At 67.3% G+C, this 14,356-nt stretch carries 14 protein-coding genes and 1 pseudogene; 4 read left to right on the plus strand and 11 right to left on the minus strand.

Features of this window, described 5'->3' with window-relative positions; genetic code table 11:
* Positions 1 to 156: 156 nt before the first annotated feature.
* The 4 genes from NCC78_RS15920 to NCC78_RS15935 all read right to left on the minus strand — a co-directional run bounded on the left by NCC78_RS15920 (position 157) and on the right by NCC78_RS15935 (position 2,746).
* Positions 157 to 822, minus strand: coding sequence for a hypothetical protein (locus NCC78_RS15920; RefSeq protein ID WP_250795333.1), 666 nt, complete (start codon positions 820 to 822; stop codon positions 157 to 159).
* Positions 823 to 1,284: 462 nt separating this feature from the next.
* Positions 1,285 to 1,881, minus strand: a complete 597-nt coding sequence (locus tag NCC78_RS15925; protein ID WP_250795334.1) for a dihydrofolate reductase family protein — start codon at positions 1,879 to 1,881, stop codon at positions 1,285 to 1,287.
* The gene (locus NCC78_RS15930; protein WP_250795335.1) at positions 1,869 to 2,375 is read right to left on the minus strand and encodes an SRPBCC family protein; all 507 of its coding nucleotides are present in this window, start codon (positions 2,373 to 2,375) and stop codon (positions 1,869 to 1,871) included. Before NCC78_RS15930 ends, NCC78_RS15925 begins: the two co-directional genes overlap by 13 nt.
* On the minus strand, positions 2,372 to 2,746 hold the full coding sequence (locus NCC78_RS15935; protein WP_250795337.1) for an ArsR/SmtB family transcription factor: 375 nt from the start codon (positions 2,744 to 2,746) through the stop codon (positions 2,372 to 2,374). Before NCC78_RS15935 ends, NCC78_RS15930 begins: the two co-directional genes overlap by 4 nt.
* Positions 2,747 to 2,945: 199 nt before the next feature.
* On the opposite strand from NCC78_RS15935, the gene NCC78_RS15940 reads away from it, so the two are divergent.
* On the plus strand, positions 2,946 to 3,575 hold the full coding sequence (locus NCC78_RS15940) for a hypothetical protein (RefSeq protein WP_250795338.1): 630 nt from the start codon (positions 2,946 to 2,948) through the stop codon (positions 3,573 to 3,575).
* Positions 3,576 to 4,220: 645 nt separating this feature from the next.
* Complete coding sequence (locus NCC78_RS15945; protein WP_250795340.1) at positions 4,221 to 5,258, plus strand: IS110 family RNA-guided transposase; 1,038 nt, start codon at positions 4,221 to 4,223, stop codon at positions 5,256 to 5,258.
* A gap of 474 nt (positions 5,259 to 5,732) precedes the next feature.
* On the opposite strand, the gene NCC78_RS15950 is transcribed toward NCC78_RS15945, so the two are convergent.
* Both NCC78_RS15950 and NCC78_RS15955 read right to left on the minus strand, forming a co-directional pair.
* Complete coding sequence (locus NCC78_RS15950; protein ID WP_250795341.1) at positions 5,733 to 6,401, minus strand: hypothetical protein; 669 nt, start codon at positions 6,399 to 6,401, stop codon at positions 5,733 to 5,735.
* 2,115 nt (positions 6,402 to 8,516) lie between these two features.
* Positions 8,517 to 8,849, minus strand: a complete 333-nt coding sequence (locus NCC78_RS15955) for a hypothetical protein (RefSeq protein ID WP_250795342.1) — start codon at positions 8,847 to 8,849, stop codon at positions 8,517 to 8,519.
* Between the two features lie 182 nt (positions 8,850 to 9,031).
* Here NCC78_RS15955 and NCC78_RS15960 point away from each other — a divergent pair, with 182 nt between their 5' ends.
* Complete coding sequence (locus NCC78_RS15960; RefSeq protein ID WP_250795343.1) at positions 9,032 to 9,304, plus strand: hypothetical protein; 273 nt, start codon at positions 9,032 to 9,034, stop codon at positions 9,302 to 9,304.
* 239 nt (positions 9,305 to 9,543) lie between these two features.
* Here the strand turns inward: NCC78_RS15960 and NCC78_RS15965 are convergent, their stop codons facing one another.
* The 5 genes and pseudogenes from NCC78_RS15965 to NCC78_RS32540 form a co-directional block, all read right to left on the minus strand.
* Positions 9,544 to 9,762: a hypothetical protein gene (locus NCC78_RS15965; RefSeq protein ID WP_250795344.1), complete on the minus strand. Its 219-nt coding sequence runs from the start codon at positions 9,760 to 9,762 to the stop codon at positions 9,544 to 9,546.
* A gap of 683 nt (positions 9,763 to 10,445) precedes the next feature.
* A complete protein-coding gene (locus tag NCC78_RS15970) occupies positions 10,446 to 11,603 on the minus strand; it encodes a tyrosine-type recombinase/integrase (RefSeq protein ID WP_250795349.1) in 1,158 nt (385 codons plus the stop codon).
* A gap of 41 nt (positions 11,604 to 11,644) precedes the next feature.
* Positions 11,645 to 11,869, minus strand: a complete 225-nt coding sequence (locus NCC78_RS15975) for a helix-turn-helix transcriptional regulator (protein WP_250795345.1) — start codon at positions 11,867 to 11,869, stop codon at positions 11,645 to 11,647.
* 57 nt (positions 11,870 to 11,926) lie between these two features.
* Positions 11,927 to 12,883, minus strand: coding sequence for a replication initiator (locus NCC78_RS15980; protein WP_250795348.1), 957 nt, complete (start codon positions 12,881 to 12,883; stop codon positions 11,927 to 11,929).
* Positions 12,884 to 12,981: 98 nt separating this feature from the next.
* Positions 12,982 to 13,308, minus strand: a pseudogene (locus tag NCC78_RS32540) (SMI1/KNR4 family protein); the annotation flags it as partial.
* Positions 13,309 to 13,637: 329 nt separating this feature from the next.
* On the opposite strand from NCC78_RS32540, the gene NCC78_RS15985 reads away from it, so the two are divergent.
* On the plus strand, positions 13,638 to 14,099 hold the full coding sequence (locus NCC78_RS15985; RefSeq protein ID WP_210776355.1) for a hypothetical protein: 462 nt from the start codon (positions 13,638 to 13,640) through the stop codon (positions 14,097 to 14,099).
* Positions 14,100 to 14,356 lie beyond the last annotated feature (257 nt).

Consider the following 14,356-nt stretch of genomic DNA (forward strand, 5'->3'; position numbering starts at 1 on the left):
GACCCCGACGCCGCACACACGCCTGCCCGAAGACCATGCCGGAAGACGGGCAAAACAACGCCAGCGGGTCAAACACCTAGCCTTGACCGGCCCCGCTCCTTCATGGATGACAGATCAGTCTCGGGACGTGGGTGACATGTGCGGCTAGATCGCCGCCTACTGGCAGCCGTGGGACAGGATGGAGTCGGCCAGGAGGGTGTGCGGGTCAAACCTGGTCGTCCAGGGCTGGCCTGCCTCGGTGCGGACCTCAATCTCGTGTTCGCTCAAGAACCGAGCGCTATCCAAGGTGCCCTCGGGAGGAAGCCCATCGAACGGCGTGGCGAAGCATGCGAGGTCCTGGTTGGCCTCCCGGCTACTCAGCCCGGCCCGTGACCGGATCCGCAAGATATCGAAGCCAGTCATCCACTCGCGGTAGCGCAGCAAGACCACCTCGAACGAACCGCCTGGGGAAAGGGCTACAACCTCGGTATCCCCGTATGGCTCCACGCCCTGGAGGCCGTAGACCGACCTCCCCGTGAGAAATAAGAGTCCGCCACAAGGCGCTACCAACGCCAAGACGGTCGCAACTACGACCACCGCCCGCGCCAGCACTGGCCGCAGGACAAGCCACGCCGCGATGCCGAGCAGCACCGGTGCGGCGAACAGTGCGGCCGCCCCAACTAACGACCGGCCGAACGGCATCAGGTGTACGTAGTGCCACGGATTGCGCCGGGCAACGAACACGGCTGGCACTGCAACGACGACCAGGCCGGTAAGCACGCTTGCTATCACACGCCGACGGAAGACGCTCATCGGTCGCTGCTCGATTCCCCGCTCGGTCACTCGCTCATCGTGGTTGATCGCCGAGGCCCCGGCCAACCCAAGCTAGGTGTCACCCGGGTCCTGATACCGATCTGTCACCGAGGTCCTGAGACCGGACAGCCGGCTGCCGGCGATGCCTGGTCTCGCATGATGGTTGACGGAACGGCCTCGCCTGATCCTTTACATGATCACGACCAGGCTGACCGACCCAAGGGCCTGCGCGGACGCCATGACACGGTGCTGCGAGACGTCCGGTCATGCCGATGAGCGGGTGCGTCGGGAGCGGTCGACGAGCGTACGGCTGGCATGCCGACGGATAGATGAAGGCGGGTCGTTCTCGGGGCGTTCCCCGGACTGAGGTTCGCTGTCGCCACCCGTCGTCCCGACGCGGCGGTTGACGCCTGCGCATACTGCGACTTGACGCAACCCGAGTTCGTGATGGGCGGCCTCATCCGGCCGAATCAGTCGTCAGCGCTCCGCGTGTCATGCAAGCGCCGGCGATCGGACAGGGCTGTCGTTCACTGTGAGAGGGCGGTAGCGGAGGTGTACGACGCCGTTTCGGAATCGGCGCTCATCGAGGAGCTCGAGGTCGGCGCGTATGCCGGTCGGCAGCCCTGGCTTGCCGCCGCCGACGACAATGGGCAGGATGATCAGCTGGCACTCGTCGACCAGCCCGGCCTTGAAAGCCTGCGTCGCGAGGTTGGCACCTCCTACGGTGAGATCGCTGCTGGCCGTGGCCTTCAGTTCGTGTACTGCGGCGGGGTCGAAACGGCGTTCGAGTCGGGTGTCGGCAGTTGACACCGCGGCGAGGGTCGTGGAGTACACGACTTTGCTCGCCGCCTGCCAGGCGCTCGCGAAGTCGGCCATGAGGTCGGACTGCGCGGCCAGAGCGGCGTTGGTCTCCCAGACGGCCATCGCCTCGTACAGGCGCCGCCCGTAGAGAAACGTGCCCACGGACCGCAGGAGGTCGGTGTGGAACGCGAATACCTCGTCGCCGATTGGGAACCAGTCGAACGCGCCGCGTTCGTCCTCGATGTAGCCGTCAAGCGACACGTTCGTCACGTAAATCAGCTTTGCCATACCTCTACCTCTCGATGATCAGCTGCAACAGCCTGGACATTCATCAGGGTGGCGTCCAGCTTGGTGAACGCTTGGCGCCAACCCTCCTCGCTGGGGTGCGCCAGATGTTCGGGGAGCCACTGGCGGATCTCCAGTCGCGTCCGTCCGTCAGCCTCGTCGTGGAACTCGACCCGGAGTCTCGTCTCGAACGGCTCGATGCCCTCCTGCAGCCGGCCACTGACGTGCATGACGCCTTCGAGTAGTTCGCCGTCGGCGACGTCTTTAAGGTCGACATGGATGTGCACGCGAAGGCCGGGGTCGCATGCATTGACCTCCGTCCACCGTTGAAAGCCGCCGGGGCGCACGTCGAACTCGATCTCGTCGCGCGGCAGTGAGTTGCCGACCGGGCCCCACCACGCCGCCAGGTGGTCGGGATCGGTGAAGGCTCGATAGACGAGCTCCCGCGGCGCGTCGAACACACGCGAGATGACGAGCTGCGGAGTTTCCGTTTTCATTCGATCTCCCTGGGGTCGTCGACCATCCGGTTCGTTGCCCGTCCGGCGGCCTGCACCGCGGCAAGGTGGGCATCGAGGCGGGTGAGGGACGAGTCCCAGAACCGCCGGTAGCGCTCGATCCAGTCGGCCGCCTCGCGCAGCGGGGCAGCCTCGAGGCGGCTCGCGCGCCACTTGCCCGACCGCGACCGCGAGATGAGCGCGGCGCGCTCGAGCACCTTCAGGTGCCGTGACACCGCTGGCATCGAGATGGACAGAGGAGCGGTGAGCTCGGTGACCGTGGCGTCGCGTTCGGCCAGCTCGGCGAGGATCGCCCGTCGAGTCGGGTCGGCCAGCGCCGAGAACACCGCGCTGAGCTGATCGGTGCCAGCCATCGGAAGCTCCCTTCACTTAACCACTGTGTTAAGCGTATTGAGACGCGAGCGATGTTGTCAACGGATGGGTCGCCGGGCCGGCTCGGTCCCGCCGCCGACGTGCCGCCGAACGACCTGCGGCAAGACGGTGTCCGCTTCTGCCGCGGAGCGAGCGGTCATGCCGAGATCAGTATGTCGATCGGTGTGGGAGGCTCCGTAGGTGACGAGCTTTCAGGAAGCCCTGGATGCGGCCGCAGCCGACCCCGGTTCCCCGGCGTGGGATCTCATCTGGCAGGAGTCGTGTCACCAGGGCACCTGCGATCCCGCAAGCGCCGTTCTGCTGCCCTGGTTGGCCCGGACCTGCGCCACCTTTCGTCCTCAGGACCGCGAGCGCGCCGTAGTGCTCGCCGGGTTCATCGCCGTAGACGCCGACGACAAGAGTCGTGGTTTGTACGCCGATGACATCGCCGCATTGCGTGCGCTGACCCTTGAATGCGTGGCGTCCGGCGGGTCCAGCGACACGATGTTCGTCTACCTGCAGCAAGCCGTACTCGGCTTGGACGGTGACGAGGTCTGGGGCAAGGAACTCGACCGCATCAACGACGGGGAGGTCGATGTGCAGTGTCCGGCGTGCGCTGAGGACCTGCTTATCGACCTGCAGTCAGGCGCTTCCTCGATCGAGCCCGGGCTTTCCTCGCAGCTGGCCACGCGTCTGCAGGCCGAGGCGTTGCGGGTGGGCCACGAGTCGGTGGCGACCGCACTCACCTACTTGTTTGGTCGGATGAGCTGTGCCGTATGCGGTGCCACGTTCAGCGTTGCGGACGAGGTGACCGGCAATTCTCCCCGATGAACGCAGGCATCCTCATTTGCCGCGATCCGCGCGTGGGTCGCGATCATGTAAAGCATCATCCGAGGTCGCGGTGTCAACCATCACCCGGCGCAGGACAGCCGGCTGCCGGCGAAGTGGTGAGAATTTTCTGTACGTCTTCAAGGCCGCACGCGCCGCCGCCTGGGCGCGCGCCGGCCGCTGCCGCTGTCGCTCTGCGGCCGTCACGCCTGATGCCCGGCGGCTGGCGCGGACAGCGGGAAGCCCGGAGGGCCGCCGCAGAACGACAGGGGTGTTGACCGATGGATGGTGGGCCGGCAGCCGGCCGGGCCGCGCGGTCACGAGCCCGCGCGGCGTAGGGGAGCGCACGCCGGCCGCGTCGGCGAGCTGGCGGCGGTTACGGGTTGCAGTTAGAGCGCCTCCGGCGGGGGCGCTCCGGCTCCAGGATGGCCAGGGCACCGTCGGCGCGTCGCGGTCCGTGGGCGGTTGCGCAGGGCCATCCCGCCTGCCATCGACCCGGGCGAGCCGAGCAGACCGCCGCCCGACCCGCCAGCGTCCGTACGAGCCGTCAAGGTCCGCTTGATGGCATGAAGGAGCGGGGCCTGGCTCCTCGTGGGTCCCGGGCGGGATGCTCGGGGTGCTCACGTCTCACGACGAAGGAGGCCCCTCATGCAGGCAGAGTACGACGGCCGGCAGATCGTGGGTATCGATCTGCATCGGCGCAGGTCGGTGATCGTGCGGATGACGGAGGCGGGCGAGAAGCTCGACACGGTGCGCATCGACAATGACCCGGTTGCTCTCGGGTTGGAGATTGCCAAGGCCGGCCCGGACCCTGAGGTGGTCCTGGAGGCGACCTATGGCTGGTACTGGGCTGTGGATGTGTTGACCGCGGCTGGTGCCCGGGTGCATTTGGCGCATCCGTTGGGGGTGAAGGGGTTCGCCTACCGGCGGGTGAAGAACGACGCCCGTGATGCCGCGGACCTGGCGGATCTGCTGCGGATGGGCAGGCTGCCGGAGGCGTATGTGGCCCCGCCGGCGGTGCGCGAGTTGCGGGAGCTGGTGCGGTATCGGGCCAAGCTGGTCGCGTGGCGCAGCGGTCTGAAGGCATCGGTGCATGCGGTGTTGGCCAAGCAGGGGGTGCGCATCGCGGTATCGGATCTGTTCGGCGTGGGTGGGCGGGAACTGCTCGCCAGGGCGCCCTTGGATGGTGCGTATCGGGGTCGGGTGGCCTCGCTGTGTCGGCTGATCGACGCGGTCGATTTCGAGATCGACGCGGTCGGCGGTCCGATCCGGGCCAGACTCGCCGGGCATCGTGGCTATACCGCCATCCAGGCCATCCCTGGTGTCGGTCCCGTCCTGGGGGCGGTGTTCGTCGCTGAGGTCGGCGAGGTCGACCGGTTCGCCGGCCCGGCGCAGCTGACCTCGTGGGCCGGGCTGACTCCCCGGCATCGTGAATCTGACCTTGTCGTGCACCGGGGGAGGATCACCAAGCAGGGCTCGACCCTGGTGCGGTGGGCCGCGGTTGAGGCCGCCCACGGTGTCCCGCACACCGCCGGTTGGCTGACCTCCACGCGCGCCCGCGTCGCTGAGCGACGCGGAGGCAACATCGCCACCGTCGCGGTGGCCCGCAAGCTGCTCACCCTCGTCTACTACGGCCTGCGCGATGGACACATCCGTGCCCTGCGTCCGGCCGCGACGGCGGCGTGAGCGGTTCGGACGTGACCGGATGCGTGGTCGTGCCACGTCTGGCCCCCGTCGGCCGACGGCGAGGCCGCCCGCTTGATTGACCCCGTCCGGTCACGGTCGCACACCACCATGCCCCCGAACCGCGGGGCGAATGGATGACCGGCAGCCGAACCTCGGCCTGCCCTCCCGACATCGCTCGGAACCTGGCGACGCGACCACACCCACAACACCGACTTCCGGCATCAGCAGCATGGCGTCCACGGCACCGGCGTCAAGGCCAAGCCCCTACCGGGGTGGGCCTGCGGCCCAGCCTTGACCCCGACGCCGCACACACGCCTGCCTCGAACCCCGGCCGGAAGACGGGCAAAACAACGTCAGCAGGTCAAAACCCCGGCCTTGACCGGCCCCGCTCCTTCATGGATGACGTGGCGGGCCGGGCGGCGGCCCGCTCCCCAAGAGGGCGGGTCGACGGCACACGGGATGGCAGGAAAGTCGTCAGCGTTTGCTGGTGCCATTCTTTCGGTTCAATGCGCAGAGATCGGAGATGTCAACGACGGTGCTGGTTGAATATTGGCTCGCCCAGTGACCGACGGATTGAGAGAACGTGCCGACGAACCCGAGGACCTCGTCATTGCGGTGTCGGTCGAGTCGGGTCATGGCGAGGGCTTCAAGTTCTGGGAAGGGAGCCGTGCGTGCCAGGATGACCGATTGAACAAGACCGGCGGTGGGGCCAGCCCAGCGATCGCCTTCCACGCCCTCTTTCTCAGCCTTGCCGTTAAGTAGCATCAGGCCTAGGTCGTAACGATCGCGCAGGAACCAGAGCATTTGAGGCGCGAAACGGGCGACATCCTGCACCAGACTGTCGGATAGGTCGCCGCCAGCCACCGGCCATGGGTGGCCCGTGAAGTTGCGGCTCAACACGCCACGTTGGCCGCCAACCAGCTTGTCAGTGATGTAATAACGGGTCCAAAAGGCTGGTGGGCCAGGCTCCCGAAGCTCGGCGTCGCCGACGTCCACACGCCAATGCAGACGGCCCGGATTGCCCGGGTACACGGACAGCTGACGCTTTAATCCGGAGTCGCGATACTCCAACGAAGTCAGCCAATCACGGACTACGGTTGCGCCTGCTGGCAGGTCGCATCGCTTGACCAGTTCTCGAAGCACCCGCTCCTTGGGCCAACGACGAGGCTCTGGCATCGCCTTGTCTTTCTTTCGGTCGACCGCCGCTGCCCGCCTTACGAACCCGAGTGACAATGTGGTTGACCACGGGTATGAGCAGCAGCGGACGAAGGTGGATCCTGACAGACCGTATCAGCAGCCTATGGCAGGTGTTTGGCCAGGCCAACAGGCGTCGATCTTTCCTTCGGGACGACGCAGTCGGCCGAGGGTCTCGCCCGTGGGGCTGCGGCCGGCCCTGGCCTGCTGGCGGCGCGCGCGCCGGCATCGGCCAGGCCGGCCAAGGCGCGGACTCGGTTGGATTGCAACGATGGAAGCGGGCCACGTGCCCGACGCGTGCCCGTTCGGTTGGTCAAGAGGGGTCAACAACGGCGTGGACCGACCGGTCGCCCACCGCATCGCGTCATGAAGAGACCAGGTCGCCCGGCCTTGCAGCGGTATCGAGGACGGAGTTCAAGGCACCTTCCAAACTGACGGTGCGGCGTGGGCTCGCACGTCTGCCTTGGCCGCGGTCGGCAGTGATGCCGACACGACAACTGCGCGCGCACTTGTTGCCGAGTTGGCCTATTGATAGATCAAGGCGGCCCGCAAAGCGGGCCGCGCCGGCCCGGCCCCGGCCTGCTGGCGACCTCCGGCCGGCATCGGCCGGGCCGGCCGGCAACGCTTCGGAACGACCAGACCATGAAGACCTCGGGGCTCCGCCCCGAACCCCGACCCTCCTCAGAGATGCCGCCGCGGCTCACCTCGCCGGGCACCACAAGGGCTACCAGCCTCCCCGGACGGGGACCAGGTCGTTCGTCCGGCAGGGCGCTCCACCTGGCCCCCGTCTGGGGAGGCTGGACGGTCTGGCGACTGCCCGACGAGGAGATCCGCTGAAGCCAGCATGCCGTTGACCCCGCTGTCACCCGCAGGGCGGGAGAATGCCAGGGGGTCAGGTACCGGTTGGGGGCAACGCCAATCTCGCCGCGCAGTCGGGGTAGCCACTGGAATCCAGGCGTGTAAAGATCACGCCGTGCTCACCCCGTCAACATCCCCCCCTGTCGCCGTCGTGTTGTTCTTTGTGCTTTCCGGCATCACTCTCATAGCTCTAGGCATCGGAATAATCGTCACGCGGCGTGTCCACTGGCTACTTCAGGACGGCCTCCTCGGCCTCTTCAAGAGCCAACAGTCGCCACCCCAACCGACTCGTACAGGCGGCTTCCACGCCCTGATCGGTGGCACCATCGCCCTGGGAGCGTCAGCGTGGTTCCCATCGGTGCCGCATCCGGTCGCAGTAGCGCTGACCGCAGCATCTTTTATCACCTTGACGGCCGCTGTGGCCTGCAAGATCTTTGTGGAGCGCTAGCAGCCAAGTCGGCTAGATCGACCACTCCCATGCTGACAGTTTGGGAGCCACGCGTGGGAGCCACCGGGGAGGACTGGACCGAACGGGACGGGACCGATCGAGTTGCCGAGCGCTTGAGGACCAGGACCAGGTGGACGGCATCGGACGGCCTTGACATGCTCTTGGGAATCTACGGATCAGACGGTGAGCGCCGGCCGGTCGTACAGCCATCGATACAGCCAAGGAGAGCGGCAGTGGCCGACGACACCCGACACCCAAGGACAGGCTGAGCAGGGGCGCGATGGCCTGACCAGTCATCCGCGATCTTCTTCTAATCCCAAGGCCGCAGGCCCGAATCCTGCCCGCATCCTCCGAGCCGGTGCAGGCACTGGGCGGCGTCAAGGTCAGCGGGCCGTCGGATGCAGGCGCAGACGTCTGCCCTGGCTGCCTGCGGAGGGCGGCTGTTGCGACGTGCGGAGCGAGGTGTTTAGCTCGGCCGGTGAGATCCGATTTCGAGAACTGGGCACGCCGGACGTTTTCACGGTGGAACGCAGTCACCATTGCTTCCACCATCCTCGGCCTTCTCCTGTTCGGCTTGGGCTCATGCTCTCGGATAGGTAGGACCGCCGTGCCATCCACGTGCCAGTAGCCGGTACCTAGGAGGGTCACCAGGGGGCACGAACGGTCACGCGCTTCCTGCCATTACCTGGCCCACCAGGTCCTTGTCGGCCGTGATCTTCGTCCTTCCAAACTGAGCATCTATGGCGGGGATCGGGTGGCTATCGCGCGCTGTAGGACCACATCCAAGCCAGAGCCTTAGCCGCCTCCGCATCAAGCTCAGGGTGACGGACGGCCATCGCTGCACCAACACGATCTGCGGCCTGCGCTAGCCCTCCGGGACCGACATCCCAGACCGGGAACTGATCGAACATCTCCTGAACGACGCGTTCGGCGTACCGAAGGAGATGCTCAGGGGATGCGGCGGACATGCCGAGCACCGCGTCCGGGTTGGTGCGGGGCCAGGGATTGCGGCCCCAGCTCATGTAGAGCCGGACAGCCTCGCTCTTCGCCGAATCAACCATGGCGGCGGTGGTGCAGATCGGTTGCCACATGTTGGATCGTGTCACGTGATTGTGGGTGTACAGCCATCCGTACAGCCAAGCCAGCCGACGAACGCGGGTGACGAGCGGCCGTAACAGACAAGCCGGGCAGGTCAGCCGCAGTAGTCGACGCCGGCCGACAACCGTCTTGATCTTTGCAAGGCAGGGACCGAGACTTTGCGAAGGAGGTAGCAATGACTCGGATGCTCATCTCTGACTCCTTCACGGTTCCTCGTGTTGGCGTCGTGGTCACAGGAAGGCCGGAGCTGGCGGACATCCGCGAGGGCGACCAGCTCTGGCTAAAGGAGGGCGCGGTGCGGCACAAGGTCACCGTGCGGCGGGTCGGGCACCTCTGTACCGCGTTCATCGATCCACGGGTTGCTCTCGTGGGAGCGAACACATCACTGGTCCTCGACGGCGTTCCCACTGAGGCAAGACTTCCCGGCCTCTGGCTTTCGTCCGAGTAGGGCCGCCTCCTGATCATTGCGGTCCGCATCCAGTCCGCAAGAGAGTGGCGGAAGGCGGGGGAGCGGTGTGAGATGCCGAGAGCCGTTTCCGCTGCTAAAGCGCGGTTTCCGCAGGTGGTCCGGAGTAGGCAACTTGATCTCGTAATGCGTAGGTCACCAGCCCTCGCCCGGCATGAGCCAGCGGGCCATCCACGGGCCACAAGGCGCGGCGTCGAGTGGTGGATAGACCAGTCCGGCCCTCACCGGAGCATGTCGGCGCTACCTGTCTCCTGATCAACGCCGATCCGGATCGGCCACCCGAAGCTCACGATGTGGCAAAGTCGCCCACCGTCTGCAGTCTGCACCCGCCCGGTCGTTACCTCTTGCACCCTCGGAAGCTCCCGCTGGTCGCCAAGCTCGGAACGGCGACGGGCCAGGAAGTCCGTCGCGATCTGGATCGCCTCGTCAACGTCGATCACGGCAATGACCCTATTCCGAGCTGACAATCTGGGAGCCACGGGTGGGAGCCACCGGGGCGAACGGAGCCGGACGAGCCCGGACCGATTCAGTTGCCGAGAGCGTGACGACCAGGGCGACGCGGACGCCGCCGAACGGCTGCGAAGCGGTCTTGGAAATCTACGGATCAGAAGGTCGACGATGCATGGCTGTACAGCCAGCGGTACAGCTTCAGCGGGTCCCCCAAGAACGACAGCAGCCGACACGTCCCGACCGTGAGACCAGGCACCCGGTCCTCTGACCAGGCATCCGCGATCTTCTCTTAATCCGCTGGTCGAGCGGGTGCAGAATGTAGCAGCGCCTGTAGCAACGATGACGGACGGCGGCGCATGATCACGGCCTCCTGGCGGAGTCGGACGGGGAGGGCCGGCAGAGGATGGACGGCGTCGGAAGGCTGCCCAGAACTTACAAATGAGGTGTCGAGACGCTCCTGATGGCAGCCAGGCTGGCGGTGTCAGGGTGAGTGTCTAACTGAGTGACTACGGGTGCGAACAGGGCCGCACAACCACGGACGTCGGCGCACCGCTCCCGCAGGTGAGAGGCTCAGCAACGCCAGCTCAACGAAGCGGAATCGTTGCCTGGGGGTCAAGGGGTCGTCGGTTCGAATCCGGCCGTCCCGACAGAGGTAGAGGGGCATTTCTCGCGATCATGCGATGCCCCGCTGGGGACCACTTGGGGACCTCAGCCCGGCGAGGTGCACCGTCAGCGCCTCGCCGGCCGCGTGGATCGACTGGCGATCCGGATGCAGATTTCGCTGGGTCGTCATCAGTGAGCCGTGGCCGGCGATCTTCCGTAGGACGTGCACCGGCACGCCGGCATCCGCCATCCAGGTCAGGCCGGTGTGCCGCAGGTCGTGCCGCCGCAGGTACTCGAAGCCCAGCGAGCCGACCACCTCGTCCCAGTGGGTCGCGTCGCGCAGCACCGCCGTGCTGATCCGGCCACCGCGAGGACCGACGAACAGTCGCGCGTCGCCGTCGGCCGCCCGGTCGAGCTTCGCCGCCACGATCGGCCGCAGCTCCTCGATGATGGGCACCTGCCGCGCCCGCTTGCTCTTGGTGCCCTTGTCGACCAGGCCGCCGGGGCCGGTGGTGGTCTGCCGGCGCACCGTCCACAGCCAGGTGTCCCGGTCGATGTCGCCCGCGCGCACCCCCGACACCTCGCCGATCCGGGCCGCCGTGCCGGCCGCGAACATCACCACCTCACCCCAACCCGGGTAGCGGCCGTGCGAGCGCTCGACCAACGCCGCCGCCAGGGTGGCGAGCGCGGTCCAGTTCGGCAGCGCGAGGGAACGCGGGTTGTCCAACTCGTCCTCGGCGCGCTGGTACTCCCGCTGCCACCCGGTCAGCCGCGCCGGATTGCGGTCGATCAGACCGTCGCGCACCGCCTGCTCCAAGACCCGCACCAGGACGGCGAGGCTGTTCTTCACCGTCGACCGCCCGCAGCCCTCGGAGATCCAGCCGTGCGCGGCCCGGTCCACCGCCCCGTTCGTGATCAGCCGGACGGGCAGGTGGCCGAGCGTCGGCACGACCCTCCTGCCCCACCCCGCCAGGTACGGATCGAGCGTCTTACCCTCCAGGCCGCGTAGCGCCAGGCGCATCACGCTGTCGCCGTACTGCTCCAGCCGCATCGAGGCCGCGTCGGGGTCGACGCCGCCCCTCGCCGCGCGCTGCATGGTGACGAGCCAAGCCTGCGCCTGCTCGGCATCCGCGAACGCCTGCGACTTGGAGCGGCGTCGGCCCGACGCCGGGTCGACCCACCGGACCCGGGCACGGTACGGGTGCGGCCGGCCGGGCCGGTGCTCCACATCCGTGGAGACGGCGACGCCGATCGGGAGCAGGGGAGTGGTCACCGAGCCGGTTCCTCAGGGTCGGTGCGGTGCCGCTCCAACCACGCCCGCACGTCCTCCGGGTCGTACTTGACGACCCGGGCGGACAGCCGGATGAACGCCGGCCCCTGGACGGGGTTTGCGGTGCGCCACCGCCGGACGGTGGACGGGTCGACCTTCACGAGCCGGGCAAGCTCCTCAGTGGTCAGCAGCGTGCCCGGTGCTGCCAGTGCATCGGTACTCATCGGATCCCCAATGTTGTCGGTTCTGCTGTCAAGGTGGGCTTGACGCTGGATCGTGCGTCAGGCGACGAGGGTCTGTAGGTACTCGCGGGCGGCGTCCTGGTGCTCTCGGGCCATCGCGGCGGAGGCGTTGGCGAGCAGCGCGTCAGCGGTGGTGTGCCAGCCGGCGCCCACGAATTGCAGGAAGTTGACCACGAGGGTGGTCGGCTCGGGGCCGGCCGCGGCTTCCTGCGGTCCGCTGCTCTGAGTGCGGCGGAACACGATGCGTTGGTTGCGCAGCAGGGCGAAGGTGATCGAGTAACGGCGGGACTTGGTGAGGAAGTGGCCGCCGAAGCCGAGCATGTGCGCCCAGCGGCGCAGCCGCCGCCAGTCGCGCGGCGTGCCGAGCATCCAGCAGGCGTCGACCAGGCGTTCGGTGTGGCTGCCGGCCGGGTCTGCGTAGATGTCAATGCTGTCGGCGGTGAGCCGGTTGGAGGCGTGCCCGGTGACCTCGGTCGACTTGGTGGCGTACTTGGCCAGGTAGGCGGCCACCTGCGCGTCGGTCACCTCGCCCCGCCCGGCGACGGTAATCATCTTGGTCAGCACCTGGTTGCCCCAGGCGATGCGCCAGCCGCCAGGGTGGGCGGGGTGATCGGCGGTGGTGAAGCCGACGGTGGCGGCGGCGTGGTCGACGGCGGCGACCAGGTCGGCGGCGTCGAGCTGCGGCGGGGCGGGCACGATGGCGTCGGGGTCGTCGGGGTCGCGGCCGTCGAGGCGGATGATGGCGTGGAAGTGCACGACGCCGCGTCGTTGCATCTCGGCGGCCTTGCCGAACGACAGCCGTACCGGGGACACCCAGCGGGTCTTGCCGGTGCGCGGCGAGGTCACGGGGATGTCGGGGATGCCGCGTGCGGTGGCCAGGCGGTGCATGTAGCGGTTGATCGCGATGGTGGTGCGCCGCCACAGTTCCCCGGCCGAGTGGTTCCAGACCGCTTGCGCGTCGTGGTCGTAGCAGTCCAGGCACAGCGGGGTGCCCAATCGGGCGTCGGTGTCCTCGTGGCCGGTCCGCTGACGACAAGAAGCGACAGGTAGCCGCAGCCCTGGTCGCTGAGCGCCAACGTTCCGCGGTACGGCTCGTCCTCATCGCCTGGCGCCACCTCGGCCAGCCAATCCTCGTACACCCGCCCCGGCTCGGCGGGAAACGGCCTGGCCAACATCGTGCTGTTTGGCATGCCGCACAGACCCATGTCCCAGTCCTCTAGCGAGTGCAGGCCGTAGAAGGGGCCTGCGCCACCGAACCGACCGGGTCCGCCATGCCCGACCGTGGTAATGAACCCTCGATAGTCGGCCGGCAGCCTCACGCCGTGCCGCTCCTCGAAGGCAACGACCGCGTCCTCCGGCAACGGCGGCCCGATTTGAAAACGGTGAGCGGTTGCCCCGAACATCACCGTGCCCTCGGGCATCGACGCGGCAGCCTCCAACTTCGCCGCCACACGCGTCAATCGGGCTGACAAGTGATCGGGCCGATCCTCCACGCCGATAGTCAACCAGTAGGCCCTGAGGCTGGCATATCCCGTAAGCCTGGCCGCACTGGCGGTCGCGGCCCGCACTCACATCGGTAGATCAGGATGCCGAGCGGTAGCGGCCGCCGTCACGCTCCGCCACGCGCGGATCGCGGCAGATGAGGACACCTGGTCCACGCGTGCGCGACCCCAGCTATCGGCGCATCTCCGCAGTGCGCACGGTCGCGAAGCTGCGGTGTGTGAGGCGACGGGAGTGACATGCTTCGCCTATGTTGATCCGTCAGACCAAGGTGCTCCTGGAGTCGATGCTTACCGATGCCGGGGTGAATCCGAGCGTCGTGACCACGGCTGACGTGCGGACGCTCGTCGAGGTGTTCCGGCGGTTCGCCGCGATCTCGATCGATGATGCGGCGCCGCCCGAGGAGGACGGCGATGGCGTCCTCGCCCAGTTCGGAACGTTTGACTTCCGGGGTCAGCGAGAATTCTCGGCTGATCTCACGCGACAGTTCATCGAGGCCGGCGATGAGTACGCACCCATGTGGCAATTGAGTTGCACCTTTCACTGGACTCGCAGTGCAGCGACCGAGGGTTTCGCCTCCGGGCACCTGTGGTCCTTCGGCACGCCCCTTGATGAGTTCTTCGCAGAGGCTGCTGCCCTTCCAGGCTGGGCGTGGGCGCTCGCCGGCGTGCAAGCACCCCGCGACCTCGAGATCACACTCCGAGAGGTCTGAACGTGCGCGCTCATCGACAGAAGCGGATGTTGCCGCATCCGCGTCTTCGGCCAGAGGTTCACAGTCGGTAGCCAGCGGATCGTGGACCGCGTAACCCATCAAGCGGAGTCAAGGTGTAACGCATCAACCGGTCCCGAGACTGATCTGTCATCCATGAAGGAGCGGGGCCGGTCAAGGCTAGGTGTTTGACCCGCTGGCGTTGTTTTGCCCGTCTTCCGGCATGGTCTTCGGGCAGGCGTGTGTGCGGCGTCGGGGTC

The organism is Micromonospora phytophila (genome assembly GCF_023656545.1).
Lineage (GTDB): Bacteria > Actinomycetota > Actinomycetes > Mycobacteriales > Micromonosporaceae > Micromonospora > Micromonospora phytophila.

Excerpts from the sequence above, each read along its gene's own strand:
- NCC78_RS15925 (WP_250795334.1), bottom strand. The coding sequence starts at position 1,881 with ATGGCAAAGCTGATTTACGTGACGAACGTGTCGCTTGACGGCTACATC.
- NCC78_RS15930 (WP_250795335.1), bottom strand. The coding sequence starts at position 2,375 with ATGAAAACGGAAACTCCGCAGCTCGTCATCTCGCGTGTGTTCGACGCG.
- NCC78_RS15935 (WP_250795337.1), bottom strand. The coding sequence starts at position 2,746 with ATGGCTGGCACCGATCAGCTCAGCGCGGTGTTCTCGGCGCTGGCCGAC.
- NCC78_RS15945 (WP_250795340.1), top strand. The coding sequence starts at position 4,221 with ATGCAGGCAGAGTACGACGGCCGGCAGATCGTGGGTATCGATCTGCAT.
- NCC78_RS15955 (WP_250795342.1), bottom strand. The coding sequence starts at position 8,849 with ATGTGGCAACCGATCTGCACCACCGCCGCCATGGTTGATTCGGCGAAG.
- NCC78_RS15960 (WP_250795343.1), top strand. The coding sequence starts at position 9,032 with ATGACTCGGATGCTCATCTCTGACTCCTTCACGGTTCCTCGTGTTGGC.
- NCC78_RS15975 (WP_250795345.1), bottom strand. The coding sequence starts at position 11,869 with ATGAGTACCGATGCACTGGCAGCACCGGGCACGCTGCTGACCACTGAG.
- NCC78_RS15985 (WP_210776355.1), top strand. The coding sequence starts at position 13,638 with ATGTTGATCCGTCAGACCAAGGTGCTCCTGGAGTCGATGCTTACCGAT.